This window comes from Methylobacterium sp. CM6246 (assembly GCF_054818005.1).
Genome location: NZ_JBTXKY010000001.1, coordinates 4049932 through 4074482, shown reverse-complemented (window position 1 = coordinate 4074482; position 24551 = coordinate 4049932). Strand labels below are relative to the sequence as shown.

The 24551-nt window shown below is 61.9% G+C and carries 17 protein-coding genes; 9 read left to right on the top strand and 8 right to left on the bottom strand.

Going from position 1 to position 24551, the window contains the following annotated elements; genetic code table 11:
• The first annotated feature begins 295 nt into the window (after window positions 1-295).
• From ACYQPG_RS19795 to ACYQPG_RS19780, 4 genes are all read left to right on the top strand, one after another.
• Entirely contained in the window at window positions 296-955 is a 660-nt protein-coding gene (locus ACYQPG_RS19795; protein ID WP_461231557.1) for an acetyltransferase, read from the top strand.
• A gap of 110 nt (window positions 956-1065) precedes the next feature.
• Window positions 1066-2175 (top strand): DegT/DnrJ/EryC1/StrS family aminotransferase, encoded by a 1110-nt coding sequence (locus tag ACYQPG_RS19790; RefSeq protein WP_461231556.1) that lies wholly within the window; start codon window positions 1066-1068, stop codon window positions 2173-2175.
• 39 nt (window positions 2176-2214) lie between these two features.
• Complete coding sequence (locus ACYQPG_RS19785) at window positions 2215-3987, top strand: glycosyltransferase family 61 protein (protein WP_461232483.1); 1773 nt, start codon at window positions 2215-2217, stop codon at window positions 3985-3987.
• A 27-nt stretch (window positions 3988-4014) separates the two neighbouring features.
• Window positions 4015-5784 carry a glycosyltransferase family 61 protein gene (locus tag ACYQPG_RS19780; RefSeq protein WP_461231555.1) on the top strand — a complete coding sequence of 590 codons (1770 nt, stop codon included), beginning with the start codon at window positions 4015-4017 and terminating at the stop codon, window positions 5782-5784.
• A 27-nt stretch (window positions 5785-5811) separates the two neighbouring features.
• Here the strand turns inward: ACYQPG_RS19780 and ACYQPG_RS19775 are convergent, their stop codons facing one another.
• Window positions 5812-9177 (bottom strand): rhamnan synthesis F family protein, encoded by a 3366-nt coding sequence (locus ACYQPG_RS19775; RefSeq protein WP_461231554.1) that lies wholly within the window; start codon window positions 9175-9177, stop codon window positions 5812-5814.
• A 1009-nt stretch (window positions 9178-10186) separates the two neighbouring features.
• Between ACYQPG_RS19775 and ACYQPG_RS19770 the strand changes: the two genes are divergently transcribed.
• From ACYQPG_RS19770 to ACYQPG_RS19760, 3 genes are all read left to right on the top strand, one after another.
• Window positions 10187-12628 carry a glycosyltransferase family protein gene (locus tag ACYQPG_RS19770; protein ID WP_461231553.1) on the top strand — a complete coding sequence of 814 codons (2442 nt, stop codon included), beginning with the start codon at window positions 10187-10189 and terminating at the stop codon, window positions 12626-12628.
• Between the two features lie 200 nt (window positions 12629-12828).
• On the top strand, window positions 12829-13890 hold the full coding sequence (locus tag ACYQPG_RS19765; protein ID WP_461231552.1) for a hypothetical protein: 1062 nt from the start codon (window positions 12829-12831) through the stop codon (window positions 13888-13890).
• A 562-nt stretch (window positions 13891-14452) separates the two neighbouring features.
• On the top strand, window positions 14453-14725 hold the full coding sequence (locus ACYQPG_RS19760; RefSeq protein WP_461231551.1) for a hypothetical protein: 273 nt from the start codon (window positions 14453-14455) through the stop codon (window positions 14723-14725).
• Between the two features lie 217 nt (window positions 14726-14942).
• Here ACYQPG_RS19760 and ACYQPG_RS19755 read toward each other — a convergent pair whose 3' ends face one another.
• Window positions 14943-15917, bottom strand: coding sequence for an alginate O-acetyltransferase AlgX-related protein (locus tag ACYQPG_RS19755; protein ID WP_461231550.1), 975 nt, complete (start codon window positions 15915-15917; stop codon window positions 14943-14945).
• Window positions 15918-16519: 602 nt separating this feature from the next.
• Between ACYQPG_RS19755 and ACYQPG_RS19750 the strand changes: the two genes are divergently transcribed.
• Window positions 16520-17641 carry a glycosyltransferase 61 family protein gene (locus tag ACYQPG_RS19750; protein WP_461231549.1) on the top strand — a complete coding sequence of 374 codons (1122 nt, stop codon included), beginning with the start codon at window positions 16520-16522 and terminating at the stop codon, window positions 17639-17641.
• A 689-nt stretch (window positions 17642-18330) separates the two neighbouring features.
• Here ACYQPG_RS19750 and ACYQPG_RS19745 read toward each other — a convergent pair.
• Genes ACYQPG_RS19745 through ACYQPG_RS19720 form a run of 6 tightly spaced genes read right to left on the bottom strand, consistent with a single transcriptional unit; the run spans window position 18331 to window position 22871 of the window.
• Window positions 18331-18981, bottom strand: a complete 651-nt coding sequence (locus ACYQPG_RS19745) for an LbetaH domain-containing protein (RefSeq protein ID WP_461231548.1) — start codon at window positions 18979-18981, stop codon at window positions 18331-18333.
• A 13-nt stretch (window positions 18982-18994) separates the two neighbouring features.
• A complete protein-coding gene (locus tag ACYQPG_RS19740; RefSeq protein WP_461231547.1) occupies window positions 18995-19717 on the bottom strand; it encodes an SDR family NAD(P)-dependent oxidoreductase in 723 nt (240 codons plus the stop codon).
• 9 nt (window positions 19718-19726) lie between these two features.
• Window positions 19727-19954, bottom strand: a complete 228-nt coding sequence (locus ACYQPG_RS19735) for a hypothetical protein (RefSeq protein WP_147940528.1) — start codon at window positions 19952-19954, stop codon at window positions 19727-19729.
• Entirely contained in the window at window positions 19954-20991 is a 1038-nt protein-coding gene (locus ACYQPG_RS19730) for a 3-oxoacyl-ACP synthase III family protein (protein WP_461231546.1), read from the bottom strand. Before ACYQPG_RS19730 ends, ACYQPG_RS19735 begins: the two co-directional genes overlap by 1 nt.
• Window positions 20984-21298, bottom strand: a complete 315-nt coding sequence (locus ACYQPG_RS19725) for a hypothetical protein (RefSeq protein WP_461231545.1) — start codon at window positions 21296-21298, stop codon at window positions 20984-20986. Before ACYQPG_RS19725 ends, ACYQPG_RS19730 begins: the two co-directional genes overlap by 8 nt.
• On the bottom strand, window positions 21264-22871 hold the full coding sequence (locus ACYQPG_RS19720; RefSeq protein WP_461231544.1) for an HAD-IIIC family phosphatase: 1608 nt from the start codon (window positions 22869-22871) through the stop codon (window positions 21264-21266). The genes ACYQPG_RS19725 and ACYQPG_RS19720 overlap by 35 nt, the downstream gene beginning before the upstream one ends.
• A 246-nt stretch (window positions 22872-23117) precedes the next feature.
• Between ACYQPG_RS19720 and ACYQPG_RS19715 the strand changes: the two genes are divergently transcribed.
• Window positions 23118-24551, top strand: coding sequence for a MaoC family dehydratase (locus tag ACYQPG_RS19715; RefSeq protein ID WP_461231543.1), 1434 nt, complete (start codon window positions 23118-23120; stop codon window positions 24549-24551).

Below are 24551 nucleotides of genomic sequence, written 5' to 3'. Positions count from 1 at the left end.
CCCGTCCGCGCGCGTTTGCGCGGTCGATCATGCCGCGCGCACCTGTCGGCGGTGTACTGGAACGGAGGCAGCGTGACGAGGCATCCCGGGTTCCGCGAGCCTCGAACCATCGATCCACCCGCCGCCGCGATGCCGGCCGATCCCGAAGAGCGATCCGAAGCCTCGCCCCTGGAGAGCCCGCGGGGACTCGTGTAGGGCAGGGCTCCCGACAGGCAGGGAACCCGCGCATGGACGTTCGCCCGAGCGGCAGGCAGCCGCCAGCGCCGAGCCGGAGCCGGTCACGGCAAACGGCGCGATGACGGTCCGCCTCGTCCTCTACGGAGCGGGCGCCCTCGCCCGCGAGATCGTCGATGCCCTGAAGCGCCTGAACGCGCGCGAGACCGCGATCGAGCTGCAGGCGAGCATCGTCGATCCCGGTATCGATGCGCCGGAGACCTTCCGCGGAACGCCGGTGGTTCGGGACGTCCGCACCTTCGCGGGCGACGACAGCCTGCGTTTTGTCGTGGCCCTTGGCGAACCAGGACCCCGCGCCCGAGCGGTCGCGCATCTGCGATCGGAAATTGGTGCTCAGTTCGCCACGATCATCGATCCCGGCGCGCTGATCGGCGCGAGCAGCCGCATCGGCGCGGGCGCGGTGATCCTCGGCCACTCCTCGATCACGGCGGATGCGCAGATCGGCGACCACGTGCTGGTCAATCCGGGCTGCACCGTCGCCCACGACGACGTGCTGGAGGATTTCGCGACGCTGAGCCCCGGCGTCCACTTGGCCGGGCATGTCCAAGTCGGGGAGGGGGCGTTCCTCGGTACGGGCGCCTGCGTGATCCCGAAGATACGGATCGGCGCGCATGCCCTGGTCGGCGCCGGGGCCGTGGTGATCCGGAACGTCGCGCCGGGCCAGACGGTGTTCGGCAATCCCGCACGCGCCTTGCCAGCCCGACCCCCGCGGCGCGCCTGACAGGCGGCGGTCGCCGCCTTCCGCGGCCGCACCCGGCCATGTATAGCGGGCGCCGTCACCGGGCGTGCGGATAGGATGGTGGCGACCGACAGTCAGGATGTGTCTCGACGATGATCCCCGTGCTCATTCCCAGCCTGCCGGATACGGACGCGATCGTGCCGTATCTGCGCCGGATCGATCAGACGCACACCTACAGCAATTACGGGCCGCTCTCGCGCGAATTCACGGCCAAGCTCTGCGCCTTCGTCTCGGAGCGCGCCGATGGTGCGTCGGTCGCCGCGACGATCACCGGCAACGGCACCAGCGCCATCGAACTCGCGCTGCGCTATCGCATCGCGGGCCGGTCCGGCCGGCTCTGCCTGATGCCAGGGTACACCTTCGTGGCCACCGCGCACGCGGCGGTGAATGTCGGCCTGGAGCCGTTCTTCGCCGACGTGGATCCCGAGACCCTGTCGCTGACGCCCGCCATCGCCGAGCGGGCGCTCGCGATGGCGGAGGGGGATGTCGCGGCCGTCGTGGTGGTCAGCCCGTTCGGGGCGCCGATCGATAGCACCGCCTGGGAGGCGTTCGAAGCGACGCACGGGATCCCGGTGGTGTTCGACGCCGCCGCCGCCACGCTCAACCTGCACCGGGTCGGCGCGCAGCCGATCTGCGTCAGCCTGCACGCCACCAAGGCGCTCGGGATCGGGGAGGGTGGCGCGATCCTCACCACCGACACAGCCTTGGTGGAGCAGACCACCGCGATGACCGGGTTCGGCTTCACGACGACCAGCCGGGTCTCGGAGGTGCGCGGCGGCAATTACCGGATCTCCGAATACGCAGCCGCCGTCGGCCTTGCGGTGTTCGACGGCCTGGAGGCGCGCATCCGGCAGTTGCGCGAGGCGTCCCTGGCCTATGTCGAGGGCTTCGACCGGATCGGGGTGCGGATGCAGCCCGGCTTCGGCGCAGACTGGCTGACCATGACGGTCAACGCGCTGTTCGAGCCCGCCGCCGCCAAGGCGGTGACGGACGGCTTCGACGCCGCCGGGATCCAGTGGCGGCGCTGGTACGGCACCGGCTGCCAGGCGCATCCCGCCTTCGCCACATGCCGGCACGACGGTCTGGCGCGGACCGAGAGCGTCGCCGCCGGCGCCATCGGGCTGCCGTTCTTCCCGGCGATCACCCGGGAGCAGATCGCGGAGGTCTGCGGCTGCGCGGAGCGGGCGCTGGCGGCCCGCTGAGGGGGCTTGCGTATCGCGAAAGGGGAACGGTCGGTGACGATGCAGGACGACTTTCGCCGGACCCTGACGCAGGCCAATCGCGCGAACGGCACCGCCGCCCTCGACACGATCGCGGGCGCCCTCGCCTCCGTAGCGGAGGGCCGGGCCGAGACCGCCGCGCAGCACCTCGCGACCCTGGGCTTTCGGTTCCAGGGCGAGGACAGCTTCGATCTGGCCGCCCGCGCCTACGGGCTGGCGGCCCGGACCTCGCGGTCCCACGCTGCTCAATACCATCTTGCCGCCATCCGGACGGGCATCGTCGCTTGCTGCCGCCAGCAGGCCTTCGACGGTGTGGAGGACCTCCTGGAGGAGCTGCGCCAAGCCAAGGCCTCAGCAGGGGACCGTGGGTCGAACGATCCGTCGCTGGTCCAGATCGCCTGGGATTACGAGCTCGCCGGGGAAGCCGAGAGCGCGGTGCGCTGCTACCTGCTGGCGCGGATCGCGCGGGACATCCTGGGCGGCCCAGCGCTCACGGTCGACGGCGACACGCTGGAGCGCAAGATCCGAAATCTGCGCAGCCTGCAGATGACCACGCTGGCCGAAGAGGGGCGGCACGAGGAGGCGCAGGCGCTGCACGAACGCACGCGCACGACCCTCGGGCTCGGGCCGGTGCGGATCTACGACATCGTCTCCGCCCGCCAAGCCGCCGCCGCGGGGGAGGGCGACTATCGCGAGCTTATCGGGCCCCGCCGGATCGCGGAGCCGGAGATCCGCTTCCTCGCAGGCCCGGTGACGCTGACCTCGACCTGCGGCACCCTGGACGCCCCGCCGCAATACGTCGCCCGGTTCAAGGACTGCCTGACCTTCCCGCGCAGCAACATCGTGCTCCAGGGCAATCGCCTGATCTACGACCTCGCCGCGCACCCGGACAGCGGCGTCGCGGACATCAAGGACGGGAAGAATTCCGATCAGATCATGACGGCCGTCTACGGGGCCGGGCGCGCCCTGGTCGAGGAGCCGGCCGAGGCGCAGACCCTGGATGCCGGCCTGATGATGTTCGGGCTCCAGAGCAAGAACTACGGCCATTGGCTGCTCGAGTTCGTGCCGCGGATGCTGTGCTTTAACGATCCCGCCTGCCCCGCGGGCTTCCCGATCTGCATCGACGACCACATGCCCGAGACGCACCGGCAGATCGTGGAGCTGCTCGACGAGCGCAACAGGCCGATCCTGCCTCTGCCGGCACGGGCTGTCCGCTTCAAGGAACTCGGGGTCGCCCCGGTCCCGACCTTCTTTCCGTTCGACGCGCGTCCGGGCCTGCCGGTCTACGACGCGGTCTGGCCGAAGGATGTCCTGGGAGGCATGCGGCGCGCGGTGCTCGACAAGCTCGCGGCGCGCGGCGTGGACGTGCGTTCCACCGGGCGGCGGATCTTCCTGTCGCGGAAGGGCTTCACGCAGCGCCAGCTCGTCAACGAGACGGAGATCGCCGGCGCCCTGGCGCGGCACGGGTTCGAGGTCGTGTATCCGGAGAAGCTGTCGTTCGTGGAGCAGATCGCGCTGTATCACGCGGCCGACGTGATCGTCGGCTCCGCCAGTTCGGCCCTGACGAACTGCATTTTCTGCAACGACAACGCCCGCGTCGTCGCGCTGATTCACGAGAACCGGTCGTTCAACTTCCGCGGCTACACCAGCATGATCGAATCGAGCGGCGCGAAGGTGCTGTTCATTCGCGGCACGACGGTCGCGGGCGAGAACGCGCATCCGTTCCACGCCAATTACACGGTCACGCCCGGACAGGTTCTGCGCGGCCTGGAGAGCGTGGGCGTCGGCCCGTAGCTCTCAGGTTCTGGAGACGGGAGCGCCATGCGGCCGACGGCGACCTTCATCGACCTGATCCGGTCGATCGACAGCGGCAATGCCACGACCAAGCTCGAGACGCTGGCCGCCCTGCTGGGCGCGGAGCCGCCCCCGGCGGCGCGCACGGCCGCGACCCTGCGGCACCTTGAGGCCCTCGGGTTCCGGCTCGAAGGCGGCGCGCGGTTCGGGGATGCCGCCCATGCCTACGAACTCGCCGCCTCGATCGATGCGCCGGGTCTTCAGCGCTGGCGCATGATCGCCGCGACGGCGCGCCTGCGCGACTTCGTCGAGCACGAACGCTGGGACGACGCGGCGGCGTTCATCGCCGAGATCAGGAGCCGCGGAGAGACGGAGGCGGCCCTGCGCGAGGCCGCGAGGACGCTGCTGCAAGTCGGTTGGGATCACGAGTGCCGCGGCCGAGCCGAACCCGCCGTCCAGTGCTACCGCCTGGCTTTCGCGCTCAACGGCGGCGATTCCGGCCTCTCGACCGGGGACGGTCACAGCCTCAGCGCCAAGATCCGGAACCTGCGCATCCTGCAGATGAACGCCTTGGCGGAGGCGGGCTACTACGAAGAGGCCGCGGCCCTACACGAGAGCACGCGGGCGATCGCCGGGTTCCGCCCGGTCGGCATCTACGACATCGTCTCGGCGCAACAGGCCGCCGACGCCGGGCACGGGCGCTATCGCGAGCTGCTGGCCGGCCGCACCATCGACGAGCCCGAGGTGAAATTCCTCGGGGGCTCGATCGCGCTGACCTCCCGGGCGGGATCGCTCAATGCCCCCCCGCAATACGTCGCGCTGTTCAAGGACTGCTTGACCTTCCCGCGTAGCAACGTTGTTCTGCACGGACCGCGCCTGATCTACGATCTGGCGGCCCATCCGCTCAGCGGCCTCGCCGACATCAAGGACGGGGTCAATCCCGGCCAGATCATGCTGGCCGTCTGGGGGCCCGGGCGCGCTCTGGTCGAGGCGCCCGCCGAGATCCACGAGATCGACGCCGGCCTGATGCTGTTCGGCTTCCAGAGCCGGCAATACGGACACTGGCTGCTCGAATTCGCGCCCCGGATGCTGTGGTTCAACGATCCCACCTGCCCGGCGGGCCTGCCGCTCTGCATCGACGACCAGATGCCGGACTCCCACCGGCAGATCATCGCGTTGATGGACGAGCGCGACCGCCCGGTGCAGGTCCTGCCGCCGGTGGCGACCCGCTTTCGGGAACTGGGCCTCGCCCCGGTGCCGACCTTCTATCCCTTCGACACGCGGCCGGGCCTGCCGACCTACGACGCGATCTGGCCGAGCGACGTGCTGGCCGCCATGCGGGGCAAGATCCTTGAGCGGCTCGCCGCGCAAGGCGGCGACTTGCGGCGGACGGGGCGGCGGATCCTCCTGTCCCGGCGCGGCTTCACGCAGCGTCGGTTGGTCAACGAAGCGGAGATCGCGGACGCCCTGCAGCCTCACGGCTTCGAAGTCATCCAACCCGAGAATCACACCTTCGCCGAGCAGGTCGAGATCTATCACGCGGCCGACATCGTCGTCGGGTCGGCGAGTTCCGCCCTGATCAATTGCCTGTTCTGTCGCCCGGGCGCGCAGGTCATCGCCCTGACCCACGACAACCCGGCGTTCTATTTCCGGGGCTTCACCAGCCTGATCGAGTCGAGCGGGGCGCGCCTCCTGTTCGTCCGCGGCCACGCCGTGCACACGGAAGGCCTCCATCCGATGCACGCGGATTACGCGGCCTCGCCCGCGGCGATCCTGCAAGCGCTGGCCGCATTCTGAGCGGCCCCAGCCGGCAGGCCGCCGCAGCTACACCGCCGCGTAGACCTTGTGGAGCGGGAAGCCGCAGAAATCGTCCTCGACGCCGAGCTTACCGATCGGTTCCGAGGGCGTCGCGATCTGGCCTTCCATCAGCATGCGCAAGAGCTCCTGCGGTGCCATCAGGGGGATCTCGGCCCGCAGCAGCTCCGGCCCGTAGAGGTCGAGGGTCTCGATCACGTACTGCTCGGCGCCGGCATGCAGCTCGGCCAGGATGGCGTGCTCCTCCGGCGTCCGCGGATCCGCCTTGAACAGCGGCTCGATCCGATCGCCCGCCGTGTCATAGCCGATCACCTGTCCATGAGCTGCGGTCAGGAAGGCTTCGACGGAGAGGGAGTGGTTCAGCGCGGGCATCGACGCGGTCAAGGTCGCGACGTTCTCGCACAGGCAGCCGAAGGCGGACCCGCCCTCCGCCGCGACGGCGTTCGCCTTGTCCAGGGCCGCCAGGTAGAACCCGGTCAACGGCCGGCCGAGCGCCGTCTGCATCATCCGCTGGATCGTGGCCGAGTATCCGACATCGACGACGCCGCAGGCGACATCCGGGTCCAACCCCTCCTGCCGAGCGTAGGCCAGGAGGCGCCGGTGCATGTCCGCGGCATGCGCCGCAATCTCCGGCTCGAGGTCGATCATGATCCGCTCGACGGCCTCGACATCGCCCGGAAGCCGCACCGCGATGCGGTCGAGCTCGCGATGCGCCGGGGCCGTGAACCCGGCCCTGTTCCACAGGAGCCCCTGCACGGAGCCCACGTAGCGTCCGGCCGCCGTCACCAGGTCCGGGCGGAACGCCTTGGCGAGGGCGGCGGCGATCGCCGTTTGCCGGGAGACGTGGAAGTAGCGCCCCTCGGGCAGGTGGTCCCAGCCGTAGCGCTCCCGGATGAGCCGGTAGATCCTGACGAGGACGTCGCCTTCGCGCGCCAGGAAGTACAGCCGCTCGACCCGGGCCAAGCCTTCGTGGCGGATCAGCCACGACATGAACAGCAGCAGCAGCGGACCGTAGACGGCGTACCCGATCTCACGGCTCGAGCCGAGAGACAGGTAGGGGGCGGCCGCCCTGCCGAGAAACGGATTTCGGCCCAGCTTGAGCATGGCGTGGCCGACGACCAGATCGGCCGGCCACGTCCGCGCCAGATCGCCCTCGTCCCGCACGAACCCGCTCTGGGCGAGGATCTTGGCCGGATGGGCGACGTGCAGGTAGGGGATGCGGCGGTCGCAGGCCGCCTGGATATCCGAGTGCTCGTTGTCGCCGACATGCAGCCAGCGGGCGCGCGGCACCGCCTCGGCCTCCTCGACGTGGCGCCAAAGATCGCCCCGGTCCTTGCGCGCGCCCACCGCGTTGGACACGTAGAGGGCGGCGAACCGGTCGGCGATCCCGGCACCGTTGAGGATCGCGCGGATGTCGGCCTCCTCGTAATAGGTGTCCGTCATCAGGACGATCCGTTTGCCGAGCGCGTGCGCCGCTTCGAGGATCGCGATGACCTCCGTGCGCGGGCGCAGGGCGCCGAGGTCGATCCGCTTCTCCAGGGCGTGCGCCCGCGCGACCACGTCGCCCGGGATCGGCCCCGAGGCGGCAAGCTCCGCGTAGATCTCCGACAGGTTGACGTCGCCCTGATGGTGCTTGCGGGCGCGCACCCGGTTCTCGGCGGCGCGGCGCTCCGCGAAGAGCGGGATCGGCCGGCCAGCCTCCGAGGAAATCCGATGCTCGACGAGCTTGAGCACCGAATCCGGGCGCCGGGCTGGGCGGCTCACGAGGGTGTCGAACAGGTCGAACGAGACGAGCTCGACATCGCCCAGTGTCCGAAGCACCTCCTCCTGGGTGCGGGCGCTGTACTGATCCCAATTGCGCGCGCTGCTATCGAAGCGGGCGAGCCCCCGGTCGTAGTCCAGGCAGACCGAGCTGTAGCCCTGGGATCGGCACACGATGGGGACCACCCGCTCGATCGCATGGGCGAGCGTCCCGTCGGTCTGGCCGTGCTCCTCGGGGAAATCCTGTGGGGTCAATCCGGCGGTCAGGAGCGGGCGCAGGGCATCGACCCGCGCCCAAAACATGCCGCCCACCGGATAGTCGAGATACTCGTCGAACCCGTCGTAGCGCAGGCAGAGGCGATCGAGCAGCCCGTAGCCGACGCCGATATTGGCGAGCCAGGAATGCGCCCAATAGACGATGTGCTTGCTGGTCTCAGGGAAGAACAGGCCGATCTGGGGATCCTCGTCCAGCAGAGTCACGGCGAGGCGGGCGCAGGCGGCGTTGGCGAACAGCGCGCGATAGATCTCGTCGCGCCAGCGCGTCTGCTCGGCGCCGCTGAACAGCGACTTCTTGGTGTGGACGTGGAGCACGTAATCGTAGCGCAGAATGTCGGGCGCGAACACGGTGACGAACGGCCCGAAATTGCGCCCACGATTCTCCACAAGCACGGCCCGGCAGCGGCCGGCGAGCCCGGCGCGCTCCGCCGCCGCGTCGAGCGCTATCTTCTTGTCCGGCTGGTCAGTGGAGACCAGCAGGTCGAACTGGGAGATCGCCCGCACGAGGTGGGGCAGGAGCTCCTCGAACACGTCGACATAGAAGGCGTGGACGACGACGACGATGCGCGCCGGCGTGCTCTCGCGCAGGACGATGGGGCGGGTCTCGATCCGGTTTGCGCACACATCGCGAGCGACAGCGAGACGGATGGGCCGTCCCTCCGCGCGTCCACTGACCAGGTAGTGCAGGAATGGGTTCGCGCCGGCTTCGGCGACATCGGCGTTGTTGCCGAGGTACCACGCCCCGTCGAACAGCGGGCCGGGGTTCATCCCGCTAGCCGCGCCCTCCCGGAGGTAATGGCGCGCGGCCAGGCTCGGCGACAGATCGGGGACGTGGGTCGCGCGGTACCATTCCGCATCGAACAGCTCGGAGCCCTCGACCCGCGCCAGCGCCTCTGGATCGGCGAACGGGCAGATCGGCCGGCCCTCGGCGCGCCCATCGTTCAGGTAGTGGAGGAGGGGGTTCTGGCCCGCGTCCGCCACGTCGGTGTTGGTCTTGAGGTACCATGGCCCGTCGAACAGGGGGCCGGGGCTCAAGCCCCGCGCGGCGCCCTCTTGCAGGTAGTGCCCTGCGGCGTGGTCCGCCGCCACGTCTGGGGCCTGCGTCGCGCGGTACCACCCCGCGTCGAAAAGATCCGAGCCCGCGATCCGCGCGACCGCTTCCGCGTCGGCGACCGGGCAGATCGGACGTCCTTCCGCGCGCCCGCTGTCGAGATAATGCAGCAGGGGGTTCAAGCCCGCGGCGGCGACATCGGCGTTGTTTCGAAGGTACCAAGGCCCATCGAAGTGCGGCCCGGGGTTCAAGCCCCGAGCGGCACCCTCCTGCAGGTAGTGCTGCACGGCTCCGTCCGAGGCTACGTCGGCCGCCTGGGTCGTCCGGTACCACTCTGCATCGAACAGGTTAGACCCTAAGAGTCTCTGCTCGGCTGGGAGGGCGAAGTCAATACCGAGGAGTTTGCTCAGCGACCGGCGGAACGCATTCTGGCGAGCCATAGCACGACTTTAAATCGGAACAGTGCGCGCCGGGCAGCGAAGCATCGCAACCCGCCTGACAGCGAACGAGCCTCTCTCGTACCGCACAATCTGGGTGTATCGCAAACTAAGAATGCAGCGCTTACTCCTCGTCAAGATACCTGTTAAGGGTCCGGACCAGACCGAGCCCTCAAACACCATATCGATACGACGATGACTCACGGAGACCAGGACGTGATGCTTTGAACAATCCAAGACGCATTCTTGATCACATATCAAGCCCAATACCAGCATGTTCTACTCATTTTTGTCCGAGTGATTGGCGGCAGCATTTTCGAAGCGGAAACCGAGCAGCCGCTAATCAAGATTAACGACTGTAAGGAAAGGCTGCAGCCTTGCGAGACTGGCGCGATGGCTGTTGCGCCCAGCATTGCTATCTCCGTTGGGAGCTGTCGGTTGAGGGCGCGACGCTGCCATTGAAGTGGCCAACGGCGGAAGCTAGGGTAGCAACCTGATCGCCGGTCGAGCAACTTTCACTTCTTGATTCTGTGCCTCAGCAATCGCTGCAGGACGACGCTACTTCCTGGTATGGTAGCGGCCACCGGTTAGGCATCATAGCCAAGCCTCCGGTAACTGGTGCCTTGACGAACATGGCAATGCTTAGCAATTCAAACATAAACATCTCAGCGCAAAATTGAACTTCGATGCATCATCCATATCTCAGACCGGCAAATTGAAAAAATCGAACTAAGCCCCACACACCTCGCAAAGGACGTGTAAAAATTTGCGCACAGCCGAACGAAATATCGTCGAGAGCAAACCACTCTTTTAGCGTTCGCGAAATGACCGCACCTTCTAAGAAGGAGTTAAATGTCCAGTGAGTAACAATTATTCAGATAACCGTAAGAAAAATCCATGTCCCGAAAATGTTTTGGACGAATTGCGCGCGATAGAATCATATTTCGATCGCAATTATTATCTGGCCAATAATCCAGACGTCGCGGCCTCTGGGCGTGACCCGCTGATCCATTACTATGAAGACGGCTGGCGCGAGGGTCGCGATCCAAGCGCGACCTTCAGTACCACATATTATCTCAACTCCAATCCCGACGTAGCGGAGGCCGGAGTCAACCCTCTGCTCCACTACGCGCGCACTGGACATCTTGAGAAGAGAGCTATCCATGTCTTTGAAAATGACTCGGAGAACCGGCGCGCGATAGGGCCATATTTCGACCGCGACTACTACCTCACCACGAACCCTGACGTCGCCGCTTCTGGGCGCGACCCGCTAATCCATTACTATGAAGACGGCTGGCGCGAGGGTCGCGATCCAAGCGCGACCTTCAGTACCACATATTATCTCAACTCCAATCCGGATGTAGCGGAGAGCGGAGTCAACCCTCTGCTCCATTACGCACGCAGCGGCCATCTCGAGAAGAGAGCCATCAACGAGTCCGAAACCGATCTAGAGAGCCTGCGCGCGATCGAAGCATACTTCGACCGCGACTACTATCTGGCTAACAATCCGGACGTAGAAGCATCCGGGCGTGATCCGCTAATTCATTTCCATAAAGATGGCTGGCGCGAGGGCCGTGATCCCAGTGCGACCTTCAGCACCACATATTATCTGAATGCCAACCCAGATGTAGCAGAAGCCAAAGTTGACCCTCTGCTCCACTACGTCCGAAGCGGCCTGTCAGAAGGGCGGCCCACCAGCAAACCCATCTTAGAACCCGAAGAAAGGAAAATTCTAGAAGAACTGTTTGATAAGGACTTTTACCTTAGCAGCAATCCCGATTTAATTGGAATAGAAATCGAGGCGATCGAACACTACCATCTCCACGGGTGGAGAGAAGGTCGAGACCCAAGCCCGCACTTTAATACGAAATACTATCTTGATACGAATTGGGATATTTCAAATATAGGTATAAACCCACTTTTACACTACGGCCTCGCCGGAAAATCAGAAGGCCGAAAGCCAAAGAGAGTATTGCATGAAGAGAGATTAACAATAGAGAGGGCAAAACCCGCTAACCAATATTCTTTCATAAGACCTATCGCCGCAGATCAAGAATTCATATCCACAACAGACATCCTTAGCCTTCTTCGTAAAGGAAATTTTGAGCCTTTAATTTTCTCATTTAGTCACGACGACTACGCAGAAAACTTCGGCGGCGTCCAAAATATCATTCGAAACGAGGCGACTCAGACACAGCTCAGTGGCGGAAGCTACATTCACTTAAGCCCATTCGATTTCGCACTTACCTTGGCAGACGAGACGAAAAGTACCCCAAACTTCCTACGTTGTAGATACAATGGAAGGTATTTAGGCCTACTAAACGTGGCCGACTTGTCGGGCCTCGCAAATGAGTTATCCCGCGCGAATTACGAATTTACTTCAATAATTCATCATTTGATGGGGCTCCATCCCGCTATAATCGCAAGTTTTGCACTCCGAAGTCCGCACAAAATATATTATTGGGTTCACGACTACTTCACTGCGTGTGAGAAATTTACTCTACTGCGAAACGATCTCACTTTTTGCTCTGCCCCTCCACTCGCGTCGGGCAGCTGCAGAATCTGCGTTTATGGAAAGGCAAGAGAAATTCACGAAGCTCGAATAAAATCTTTTTTTGAGGAGGTAAATCCAATTGTAGTTGCGCCTTCTAAAACCGCACTTGAAAACTGGATTAGATTTACATCGTGCCGATTCAAATATGGAAAAGTTGCTGAGCCTGCTGTATTTAGATTTTCCCCCACTGAGACTGGCCTCAATCGTCACAAGGCCCCAATCGAGACTTCTGCAGTTCTCCGAATCGCCTTTGTCGGAGCGCGCCTAACTCATAAAGGATGGGATAATTTCAGAAATTTGGTAGAGCTCACACGCGAAAATAGCCGCTATGAATTTTTCCACTTAGGTGATGAATCGGGAAAACATATATCGAAGAGTTTAGTTAAATTCGTCCCCGTACGAGTTACGCAAGCGAATCCCGACGGAATGATCAACGCAATCCGAGAAAACCAAATAGACGTGGTCGTCAGTTGCCCAAAGTGGCCTGAGACTTTTAATTTTGCAACTTATGAAGCTGTTTCTGCGGGCGCATTTGTAGTGACGACTAAGCAATCTGGGAATATTGCGAGATTCCTCGAAGAGGAAGCGCCAAAGCAAAGCTTTATCGCCAATGACGATGGTGAGTTGTTATCGATATTTTTAAATGGAAGAATATTTGAGCTTATTTCCGGGGCAGCACGTCATATTGGGGAGCTGAAGTCTACCAACGGCACAATAGATCTACTCGAAGCAAAAACGCCCGCCTGATTTTCAAAGGACGCAGCTAAATGCACAAATCCTCAAATCAATCGGGCGCGCAAATAGCGCGCATCTGTTTCCCGACAAATCAGAATATGTCGAATTATTGTGCCGAACTCATACTTAGAAAGATCGAAATTAGTCTACATAGCAAACATCCTGCATAAACTAGACCATCTTGCTCCGGCACTACATTCTCAGAGGAAAGCATGACGAAGGTTCATTGTTTCACAAGCGCGTCATTTGCGTATATCGATCGGGTCCTGGTATTATCGAAAACAGTCAAAGAGTTTCACCCTGATTGGGAGTTTTGGCTGTGCTTGGTTGATCAACCTCATCCGGAGGCATGCGCCGACAACCTCATTTGTCAGTTAGATCGGGTTGTTAACGCAGAAGAACTCCAGATTCCAAATTTTAAGCAATGGGCTTTTTGTCATGATATCGTGGAGCTGTGCACTGCGGTAAAAGGAAGAATGTTAGAGCATATACTTTCACAAGAAGAAGCCGATAAGGTCTTTTATATAGATCCTGATATAGCTTTGTTTGGACCTTTGTCGGAGGCTCTCGATCTGCTTGAAACCCAGGATATATTACTGACCCCACACCAGCTTACGCCGGAGAGCGATAAACAGGCTATTATAGATAACGAGATTGGATCTCTAAAGTATGGAATATATAATTTAGGCTTTTTGGGGTTAAGGAACGGGCCAGAGGCCCGCCGATTTGCGAAATGGTGGAGCTCTAGGCTTCTTGAATTTTGTTATGATGACGTGCCTGGAGGGTTATTTACGGATCAGAAGTGGTGCGATCACGTCCCGGCATTCTTTGACAATGTTGCAATACTCAAGCACTCTGGATACAATGTTGCGAGCTGGAACTTAAGCAATCGCATCATATCGATAAACGATGAGGGGACGATACTTGTCAACGGTCAGGAACTGAAATTTTATCATTTCACGAAAATTGACCGAATTGGCGAGACCATGATCGAACGTTATTGTAACGGATCTGTTGCTGTTTTCGAATTACTAGTTTGGTATAGAAAAAAGCTTGGCGAATCCAAAATTGATGGTTTTCCGGACCGTTGGTGGGCATACGGCTCCTACACCGACGGCAGCCCGATCCTTTACGCTGAGCGGCGATATTATCGTGACAACGATGCAATTCGCTTACTGGCTGAGAACCCCTTCAGCTCTGGAAAAATAATAAAATCAATCGTTAAAACCCTTCAACTCGGCTCGGAGGTGATGCATCCGATTTTGGATAAATAGCTTAAAAAGCCATGAAAGATGCGTCGCGTTTTCGGAAGATAATTATGATCCTTTTTGTGCCCTCGGCGGGCTGACGCCATTTATCTTTTGCAAACACACAGATTTCACTTGGCGGGCCGGATTGGAGAGCAGGTGTGGACGTAGCGACATCCGACGCGTCATGAGGCGCGCCTAAAGAACATGGCACTTCACACTGGCCTGGACGCGGTGGCGCGCTGCTTGAGAAGGGTAGATCCACTAGTCCGTCCGGAGGCGACACCGGCGCTTTGCGTGCTGGCCGCGGATGCCTGGCGCCTTCTGGTCAGCGGAGTATCGCGGGCGTTACCTGCGGACTTTCCGCCCTGGCGCACAGTCGATGGCTGGTTCCGGCGCTGGATCGACGAGAGCCTGATGCGGGCTCTGTCTCGCCGACAGCGCCGGCGGTGTGGACAGTGGTGGGAGCCACGGCTTGCGATCATCGACACACAGAGCGTCAAATGCATCAGCGTGCGCGGGTCGCGCGGCTACGATACCTTCAAGATGGTCGTCGGGCGCAATGGTTCGACAGCCGCACAATGAGGGTGTGGCTCTGGTCGATGCGGAAGGCCACGTCCTGGCTATCTCCGTCGTCCCGGCCAACGTTCAGGATTGCGATACCCTGTCCGCCTTCGATGACGGCAAGGACCAGTGGCCCAGCTCGCGCTTGGCCATCCTCGGCGGCGCCTTCTCGGCCGAGCGCTGCAAGGACTGGTGCAATATCCACGGCATGCGCCACTGCGTCGTCGAGAAGAAGCCCGACCAGAAGCGCTTCGTTGTGCTGGGGCGGCGCCGAGTGGTCGAGCGCACCTTCGGCTAGCTCAGCCCCCGGGAGCTGGCCGGCACCCTGAACGCACCGGTCGCCTGAATATCGCCTCGGGCCGGCTCGCCTACATCGCCAGCCTCATGACCATCCACGTCCTTTAAAATCCAGCCTGAGAGCAGTCCTCAAACAGGCTCAAGCAAATAATCGGCCACCCACCAACTAGACAACTGTTTCGAGTTAATATGGTTTAAGGGACCGAGGGAACTCCCGCTTACTCTTTCAAAAACCCGGTCAACGCTCCGGCGGATGCTATTGGCTCCGATTGCCAATAAGCGGAAACAAATCGTTCGGCCATGATGTGAAGCACAATATCCGGATCCTCACGATTGATCACATCTTCGTAAATGATGCCATCCCGCCAGACAAAGACGGACCTTGAAAAATGCTCGGCAATGAATGGGTGCATTAAATCTGCGGTGCTGTCCCTAAAGATGACAGCCCGAGGTTTTGATTGTTCACTAGTTTCATAGATATAGGTAGGGCGGTGAAAGGCTTGCTGGTACTCGGCCGGTACAGAGACCGGCCTCGCCAGTCTTCTTTGTTCCGGAATCTCCAGCAAGATTGTCTGTTCCAAACCCCATTGAGTTAACCAAGGACACCATTGCTCGTCATAGGCAGTAGCTTGCTCAGTGGTCATTTGCTCACGCAGGTCGCCGTCCCAATACGCCACTCGGCTGGAGAGATCGCGAAGCGATAGCAAAGGACCGATTGATGGAGTTGTTTTCTGTAACGGCTCCATCAGACTTCGATATAGTGCCCACGCACCTATCCAATTAGTATGTGTGTCACCTCTGAAATATACCGGACAAATACGCTTGGCGTCATCAAGAGTTCGCCTCCCATAAAGAATACGATCAGGAAATTGCGAAACAAGCTGTACCGCAGGGCGAAAGTTACAGATGGGAGCGGATGAGAAACGCTCCGGCATGAGCTCTGAATAAATTATACTCTTTTCTGGAACAATTAATTTGATATAATCAATGCCGCGATCCGTCAAGACCTGCAACCGCTTGCTCATAATATCACGCGCGGATGATTCTTGATCGCTCGTCCATAAGTTGAAACCATACTGATAATAGAGAAACGAGTTATGGTCGTTAATAAGAAACAGCCAACCCGATGGACTATCCAATGTTTTACTTGGGCTCAAAGCCTGTTCTAGATGCTCAATTTCAAGGCGCGTCAACAAAACTGACAATTCCTCGCAGTAGCCACCATCAACCCATTGCTCGGCCAGGCTCCAAACTGATTAGTTTTCTCCACTTCTTTTTCAACAACGCGTCGCATGATTCTGATCCGTTCAAAACTTAATGCCAACAATAAATTTAAGCTTGCCGTCGGCGGTCTATTGAACTATTCCGACCTGTCGCTCAGTTGGCCTACACCCGATGTTGAACCCGGCAGCGACACAAAGCTAGCGCATTGACTCAAAACCGCAATAGCTTTGCTGCGAGAAACGTCGCGACGTGCTTCGTTGATAAGGAGGGCTAGTGCCGCACACGTGCACGGCATCGTAGCACTTGATCGTTGGCTAAAAGTCTAGGAGACTTGGGAATGTGCTACGTCGAAGCTAGCGACGCGAGGTTGCTGTGCAGGACTCTGCAGCATCGTCTATATCCGGGGAATGTTTTTCATAATCAGGTTGCGGCAATCATGATGTAGGACTTTGGCTTTAGAGGCGCCGAATCTGTACGGCGCTTACGACGTTAATGCGGACTTTGATTCAGAGCGATCGTTCGCTAAGATGGCAGGCATACATTCGAACTCTAAAAGTGGAAATCACGGCCTATGCTGGAGTCTAACCCAACCATCGTTTCCGCAAGTATCGCATCCGCAAAAGTACAATCTTTTGGCAACATGCACAGCCACAACGGCGGGCCATTTATAGAAAATACCGGCCTTTGGAGACTAAGACATCTCATCAAAGATAGTATTTCCGACACCTTTGATGAAGGCGCCGTTTATCACGATTTTTTGGAAGGTGAATGGAATTATGTAGGCCCTGCTTTCACGCATTTTGGGCACGCGATGGCCGAATCTACCCATCGCATACTACAATACCTTGAAACATTTAATTGTGGTAAGTGGCTTTTGGTCGGCGAAACCAACGGAAAAATTCAACTTCCTTCGGCATTGGTTTCGGCCCTTGAATTTTTCGAAATTAAGGCTGCCGATGTGTGTCTCATCACAAAAAACACTATCGTTGAACGTTTAAATTTATGCAAACAAGGCGCGAGCTTTGCAGGATCCGTGGATAGCGATTACCTCCGCCGTTTGAATTCGTTCACTAGGCGTCGTCTTGATTTTGTTTTTGGAGACACAGTTAGGCCGAAGAAAATTTTTGTGACACGCGCGGCCATAAAACATGGAGGCAATATCCTTGGTGAAAGTTACATCGCTAGCTTCTTTGAGGGGCATGGGTTTAGTATTGTCTACCCTGAAGACCACGACCTATCGACGCAGATGGATTACTACCGCAAAGCAGAGGTCATTGTTTTCCCGGAGGGATCTGCATGTCACGGTCTTGAGTTCCTTGGAAATCTTAATCAAATTTGGCTGCTGCAGCGGCGCCCGGAAACTGGTTATATTTTCGACGCGCTGGTGAGACCTCGAACTTCGTTCTACGAAAGGTTGCCGATAACGAGCTTTGTTGGAACCATTGCGCGGCACCCGTATGAGGAGCGGGAACTTGGTGAATGGGGCGTTAGCATACTTGATCGTGAGAAATGGGTTTCATCCATTGAACGACTGGCGCCAGGAGCAGGCCGTACATTTGATTTTTCGAACTACAGGAAATGTGCGGCAAACGATTTTGACGATTACATAGCTTTTCATCGAAAAGCGGGAACACGGCTCGTCGAAGAGGGCAGGATTCAGACGATGCAAGATCAAATTTCTAGACTCGCCTAATCTCTCTAGAGGCCTATCCTAAGGTTTCTAAGCTAAGCGCAGACCCCCGTTTTAGTGCAGCCGGCGGTGCCCCCGGGGATAGTGATCTCTGGTTGTCACGGACCGCCTATGTCATCGGTACGGGCGGTCTTTTCCGGAAGTCTGATCCATCGCCCCTGCAAGTAGGAGACCTTCGGGACTGGCGGTTCTGCTTGGTCCCTCGTAAAGACGTGGCGCTCTTGCGGTCGGCATTGGTCCTTGTCCGGATCCGCTTCACCTGCGTCTCCGTCGGCTTGCGAGTGCGATTTCGCTCCGGTCTAAAGACCAGGCCAAGATCGGCGGGCGGCGGTCCTTGTTTGACGGGATCGCAAAAAGCGACTTCCACACCGCAAGTCGAGCTCGCCCGCCTGCGACGATGGGAAACCGGTGACGAAGTTCGACGTAACTTGCTCGGCCTATATCGAAGGCGATTACAATCGGGAGCCCATCCCTTCAGCATTTGTCTACAGCACAGTTCACTAGACCGGATGAACCGCAAACTTTTTTGTAAATCTCGGAGAGGATTACTGTTAGATTCGGCGGAAAGGCAGCGCTCGCGAACTATTTCAACGCGCGATCGATGATGTCTAGTCATGCGCAGCACAACTTTAATAGCAAGCTATCGCACCTGCCTAAAAGGCGCCATGCCGCCTAATCAGGCTCCTATCGGCTCAAGCGCGATCCAGTTTTACTACGGGGTTATCGGGTCTCGGCCAGATTACACCCTCGTCAGGTAGAGCGCGTAGAACAGTGCAGCCCATGCCGATCGTCGCCTGCTCACCGATCTTGAGGCCTTGTAGGACCTTGGCCAACGGACCGACCAACCCATCCTTACCGATCGCGCAGCGCCCGCCGATGAACGCCGCGGGCGAGATGGTGGTGTTATCGCCGATCTCTGCATCGTGGCCGATAATCGCTCCGGTGTTCACGACGCAGAAGCGTCCTAGGCGCGCATCAATGTTAACGATCACCCCGTGCGCAACAAAGGCCCCCGGGCCCAAGGCCACTCCCTGGCTCACAATTGCATGCGGTGACACCAGGGGTGGGCAGGGCAGGGCGTGCTCGTCGAGCCATGCGATGATTTCCGCCCGTGCTTGGATCGCCGCCCGGCTCACCCCGCCCACGGCTAGCGCGACGCCCATATACTCGGCGCGGTCGGCCAGCAATTCGTCTAGGTACCCCCTGTAGGTGCCGACCTGCGCGCTCGGCTGGCTCGAATAGGTCGCCTCGACCGTGTAACCGAGCAGCTGCGCGACTTCAGCAATCTCCTTGGAGAAGCCGCCGCCGCCGATCAGAGCGAGGCGCTTTACTTTAGCCGTCACGTGATTCTACCAATCATAGGGACGCTCCGCCATCGACCCGCATGATCTCGCCGGTTACGTGCCGCGCCTGCGCCGACATCAGGAAGGCGATGGCGTCGACGACCGCCGCGACCGTCGCAACGCCTGCGGGGCTGCGCTTTTGCAGCGCCTCCTTGAAGCCCTCGCCATAAAGCCTCGCATGCGCCTGGGTCATTTCGGTGTCGAGCCACCCCGGGGCGATGCCGACCGCGCGCCGGGGGGCGAGTTCCCGGGCGACGCCGCGTATCAGGGTGTCGAGGCCCGCCTTCGAGGCGGCGTAGGGAACGATGGCCGGCTCCGGCCGCTGGGCGGCGACCGAAGAGACGGCGCAGAACACCGCGTCGCGGGTCGAGATCCGGGCACTGCCGAAGGCTGCGGCGAACATGGTCGGGGCGACGAGGTTCGTGGTGTAGAGGCGCTGGACCTCCTCCACGCTCAGGCTGCGCATCGGCTTGATGATCTGGACACCGGCGCAATAGACCAGCCCGGTCAGCAGCCCGCGTTCGGTGACGGCAGTCTGCAGGATCCCGGCGATGCCGGTGAGGTCGGTCACGTCCGCGGCCACCGTGGCGATCCCGGCCTCCGTCAGCTCGGCTAAGCGGTCTGCCCGACGGGCGAGGGCGGTCACGGGTCCTTGCGCGGCGAAGCGCTCGGCGACGGCCCGGCCGATGCCGCTGCTGGCTCCGACGACGAGGATATGTCCCGCGGGTTCCGTCATCGCGCGGCCTCAGGCCTGCAGCTTCGCGCCGGCGATACCGAGGAGGTCGTCCGTGGTCGCGGCCTCCGCGATCCGGGACGGCTCCACCTCGAGACCCAGCGTGTCGAACAGGGCCATGATGTTGAGGATGCCGAGGGAGTCGAAGGTCTCGATCTCGCCGAGCGTCTGTCCGCGTGCGAGCGGCCCCGGCTGATCCAGAATCGCGCCGAGCTCGTCCAGGAACCCAGCCTCGGTCATCACGCGGTCTCCTCGAACTTCAAAACGGGCGGGGCGTAGATCCGGTCGGTGCTGAGCGCACACGCGCCCCAGCTCAGACCGACACCGAACCCCGCCAACACCGCGCGCAGCGGCCGGCGCGCGAAATCCTCCGCCAGGAAACCCGAGATCGTACCAGGGATCGAGGCAGAGTTCTGGTTTCCGTAGACGGATTGCGTGCCCGAGGGAAGCTTGCCGTCGTCGAGCCCCAGGCGCCGCTGCAGGTTCTTGAGAATGTACTTGTTCGGCTGGTGCAGCACGTAGAAATCCGGCTCCTCCGGCCCCATCCCGGAGGCCGCCAGGATGTCGGTGACCAGCGAGGGAACGCGCTTCAGGGAGAAGTTGAATACCTGCGCGCCATCCATGTGCATGGAGGCCGGCTTGCTCGCATCCTCGGGATCCGCGCGCAGCCCGCTATGCGGGATGAACAGCGCCTTCTCGCCGGAGCCGTCACTGTGGAGCTGGAAGACGCTCTCGGTCTCCCGCCGATCGATCAAAACGGCGGCGCCGGCATCGCCCATGATCGGGGTGATGGAGCGATCGTTCGTGGCAACCATGCGGCTTGCGACATCGCCGACGCAGAGGAGCATGCGCTTCAGCCCGGACTCGACCAGGCTGTAGGCGACCGAGAGCCCGTACACGAAGCCGCTGCAGCCCAGCCGCATGTCGAAGCACAGCGTGTCGGTGCGCATGCCTAAGCGATGCTGCATCGAGATCGCGGTCGAGGGCGAGCTGTAGTCGGGGGTCTGGGTGACCAGGATCAATCCGTCGAGATCCGTCGGCTGCAGGCCGAGGCCGCGCAGGAGCTCTTGGGCCGAGTTGAGGCAGAGGTCGGCGGTGGTGGTGTCGTCGCGTACGACCACGTGGCGGGTGGTGAAGCCCATCGCGCGCTTGAGCCGCTCGGCCTCCTCGGGGGACATCCCGAGATCCGCCGCCTCGGCGTCGAAGGCGAGCGCCCGGCCGCCGACCGTCGTGACCAGGCCGGCAATCCCAGCGTGTTGGAATCGCAGCTCAGCCACGGGCGACGGCCTGCGCGACGTAGTCGAACCAGCCCTGGAGCCGGCGCAGGGGTGAGCGGGTGCTGTCGAGGATGCTCTCGTCGGCCAGCGGGACGTAGCGCCCGACCGCCTTCTCGACCTCGGACTCGGTCTCCAGCAGCAGCTCGACCACCGCGAAGGAGTCGATCCGCTCGTAGAGGTCGTCCTCCGGGCCGAGGCCGCTCAGCTCCGGTCGGCTCCACGTCTCGACCAAGCGGTCCAGCGTGGTGCGGGCGGCCGCCGCGGCAGCGTGCTCACTCGGCGACGATGTGGACGTAGGCAGTGTCATCCGGTCCTCGGGTCAGTCGATAGTCCTTGCCCTCGGTGCCAGAGCCGATGAGCGCGAACCCGTTCTCGTCCAGGAAGGTCTCGACCATCCGGTTCTTGGCGCTGGGGCGATACCTCGCCCGCAGCGCCGGGTCGGCCTCTTCCTGGCAGACGTAGCGCAGGACTTGGCTCTCAATGCGGCGTCCGAGCGCCCGGCAGCTCATCAAGAACGTCTCGATCGCACCGCCCCGGACGATGGCGACGCCGACGATGCCCATATCGCCGAAGCGATCGACCACCCGGGCCGCGTAGACGCTGCCCTCGCGCATCGCGGTGGCGACCTCGTCCTCGGTGTAGCGACGGGTGGTGAGGTTGAACTGGTTGGTCTTGTTGATCAGTTGCGCCACGCGCCGGAGCGCACCGGCGTTGTTGCGGGTGATGTGCAGGCGGATGTCGAGCGAGGCGAGATACTCGTCCATGGAGGCGGCCGAGCGCTGCAGTTCCTGCCGCTGCGCCTCACCGCGATACTGCTCGGTCTTCGACATGTCTTCCGCGGTAACATTCCGGGCCCGAAGCGACGCGATCCCGTCGAGCAGGGTCAGCGCCTGCTCCGGCCGTGTCCGGTCGAATAGGTGGCACTCGACGCCGGGCAGCCGGGCGCGGACCTCCTCGATCTCGAACGGATTGTCGTCGAGGAAGATGAAGCTATCGAGGCCGAGATTGAGCGTCTCGGCAAGTTCGCGGATGTTGTCGCTCTTCTCGGACCAGTTGCTGCGGTAGGCCACGAAGTCGTCGAGGCGCAGGGGCATCGTGCGCTGCTCGAAGACCGAGCGGAAATCCGCGTCGTTGTTCTTCGTGACCGCGCAGAGCAGGATGCCGAGGCTCTTCAGGCGCAGCAGCTGCCGCTGGAGCTGGGTGTGGACGATCCCGGGATAGTCGCTGTCGACCTCGAGATTCTCGACGCCGTCCTCGCCGACGACGCCGCCCCAGAGGGTGTTGTCGGCATCGACCACCACGACCTTGCGGCGCGCCCGCAGGCGGGCCGCGATCGCGTCGGCGTAGCGCTCGACCAGCGCATCGACGGCGGCCGGGGCGTAGGGCATCTGATAGAGGTAGCGGTTGCGCTCGCGCAGCGCGTTGGCGAAGCCGATCTGTGCCAGCGCTCCCGCCGCATCGATGACGCTGACGCGCTCGTTGGCGCGGGCGAGTTCGAACAACACCCCGTTGATGCGGGCCATGGCGTCCAGCTGGCCGTGGAGGTCGCTCTCCACCGACGAGACCGGCACGAACGGCACCGTGTTGAGGATGATCGTTCCTGGCGCGCTCGCGAGGCGGGCCGAGACCAGTTCCGCCAGCATCCGAGCCCGCGCGACCGAGGCCTCGTCCGGGGCGACATCGAAGAACCAGCGGTGATCGAGATGGACGATGAGGGTGTCGAAAGAGGCCGGTCCCGCCAGGACCTGCTCAATCTGCCCGATCGGGAAATGCTCGCACGCGACCTGAGCGAGATCCGCGAGGCGGCCAGTCACCTTCCCGAACGGGTTGGTGACGACGTTTCCGACGAAGCCGAGCGAGAGAGCGCGAGCCGTGGTCATCCTCGATACCGGTCCCTGCGACAGTCCGAAGAATGCCTGCCCTCCGGCGATCGACCGGCCCCATCCTGACTATGTGAGCGGCGCCCTCTTGCGAGATCCGATACCATAAAGCAAGGGGCCGAACCGGATCACGGTTGGTCGCGCCCGAGCGCCCGATCGAAGCACGGTTTCGGAACCGGCCCCGATCCGGTTGGATCGGGGCCGGTTCCGAAGCCACCGACTTGGTCGTCGACAAGGAGCTTCACCATGAACGGATCCGATTCAGCTGCCGCGACGGCGATGGTGCGGATCTGGTCCGAGACCCACCAGACGGCCTTCGCCCGGGCCACCGGCGACGTGAACCCGATGCATATGGATGTGCGCCTGGCACAGCGGACGCTCGCAGGCGGCCGCGCGGTCCACGGCGTTCACGCGGCCCTGTGGGCGCTGGATGCCTGCGCGGAAACATACCGGCTCGAAGACTTGAGCAGCCTGCAGATGCGGTTCGAACGCTTCGTGCTGGTGGGCGACCGCACCGAACTCGCGGTGCATGAGGCGGATGCGCAGGGCTTGCGTCTCTCCCTGGCGGTGGACGGCGTCCGTGCGGCGACGATCCAGGCGACGCTCGGAGGAGCGCGACCGCGGGCCGAGCCCGCGGCGGTCGCATCCGGGGCGATCCCGACGGAGCCGGCCGTCGTCGATCCATCAACGATCGCCGGTGCGACGGGGGCATTCCGGCTCCCCGCACCGGAGGCGATTGCCGCGCTGGTGCCCCGGCTCGCGCGGGCCATCGGTCCCGCCCGGGTCGCCGCCCTCGGCGGTCTCTCAACCCTGGTCGGCATGGTCGTGCCCGGGCTGCATTCGATCCTCTCCAAGATCGACGTGACGCTCACGGATGAGGCCGACGGTTCGAGCCTGGCCTACACCGTGAAGCGGTTTCAACCGATGCTCCAGTCGGTGACGACGCAGGCCAGCGGTCCGGGCCTCGAGGCCCGGGTCGAGAGCTTCGTACGCCCGCGCCCGATCGAGCCGGAGAAGCTGGCGGACCTCGCGGCCCTGGTGCAACCCGGCGAATTCTCCGCGGTGTCCGCCCTCATCGTCGGGGGATCGCGCGGCCTCGGCGCAGCCACGGCCAAGCTAATCGCGGCGGGGGGCGGCGAGGTCTGCATCACCTACGCGTCGGGCGCCTCCGAAGCGGAGGCGGTCGCCGCTGAAATTCGCAACGGTGGGGGACGCTGCCAAGTCTTGCGCTACGACGCCGCGCACCCGGTCGGACCGCAACTTCAATCCCTGGCGATCAAACCGTCCCAGCTCTATCACTTCGCGACACCGCGCATCTTCCGGCAGAAGCGGGCGCCGTTCGAGCCGTCGTGCTTCGAAGAGATGATGCGGGTCTATAATTACGCGTTCTACGAGCTGAGCCTGTTTTGCCTCGAACGGCGCGACCAGCTGGCGGCCTTCTATCCCTCGACCACCGCCATCGACGAGGCGCCGCGCGACACCCTGGAATACGTGATGGCGAAGACCGCCGGCGAGACGCTCGCGGCGACGCTGCCTCGGACCATCCCGAACCTGCGGACCATGGTCGAGCGCCTGCCGCGGGTGAAGACCGATCAGACCGCCACGATCTTTCCCGTTCCGGCCGCGCCCCCAGGCGCGCTGATGCTGCCGATGATCCGGCGCCTGTCAGCGCCAGCTTGA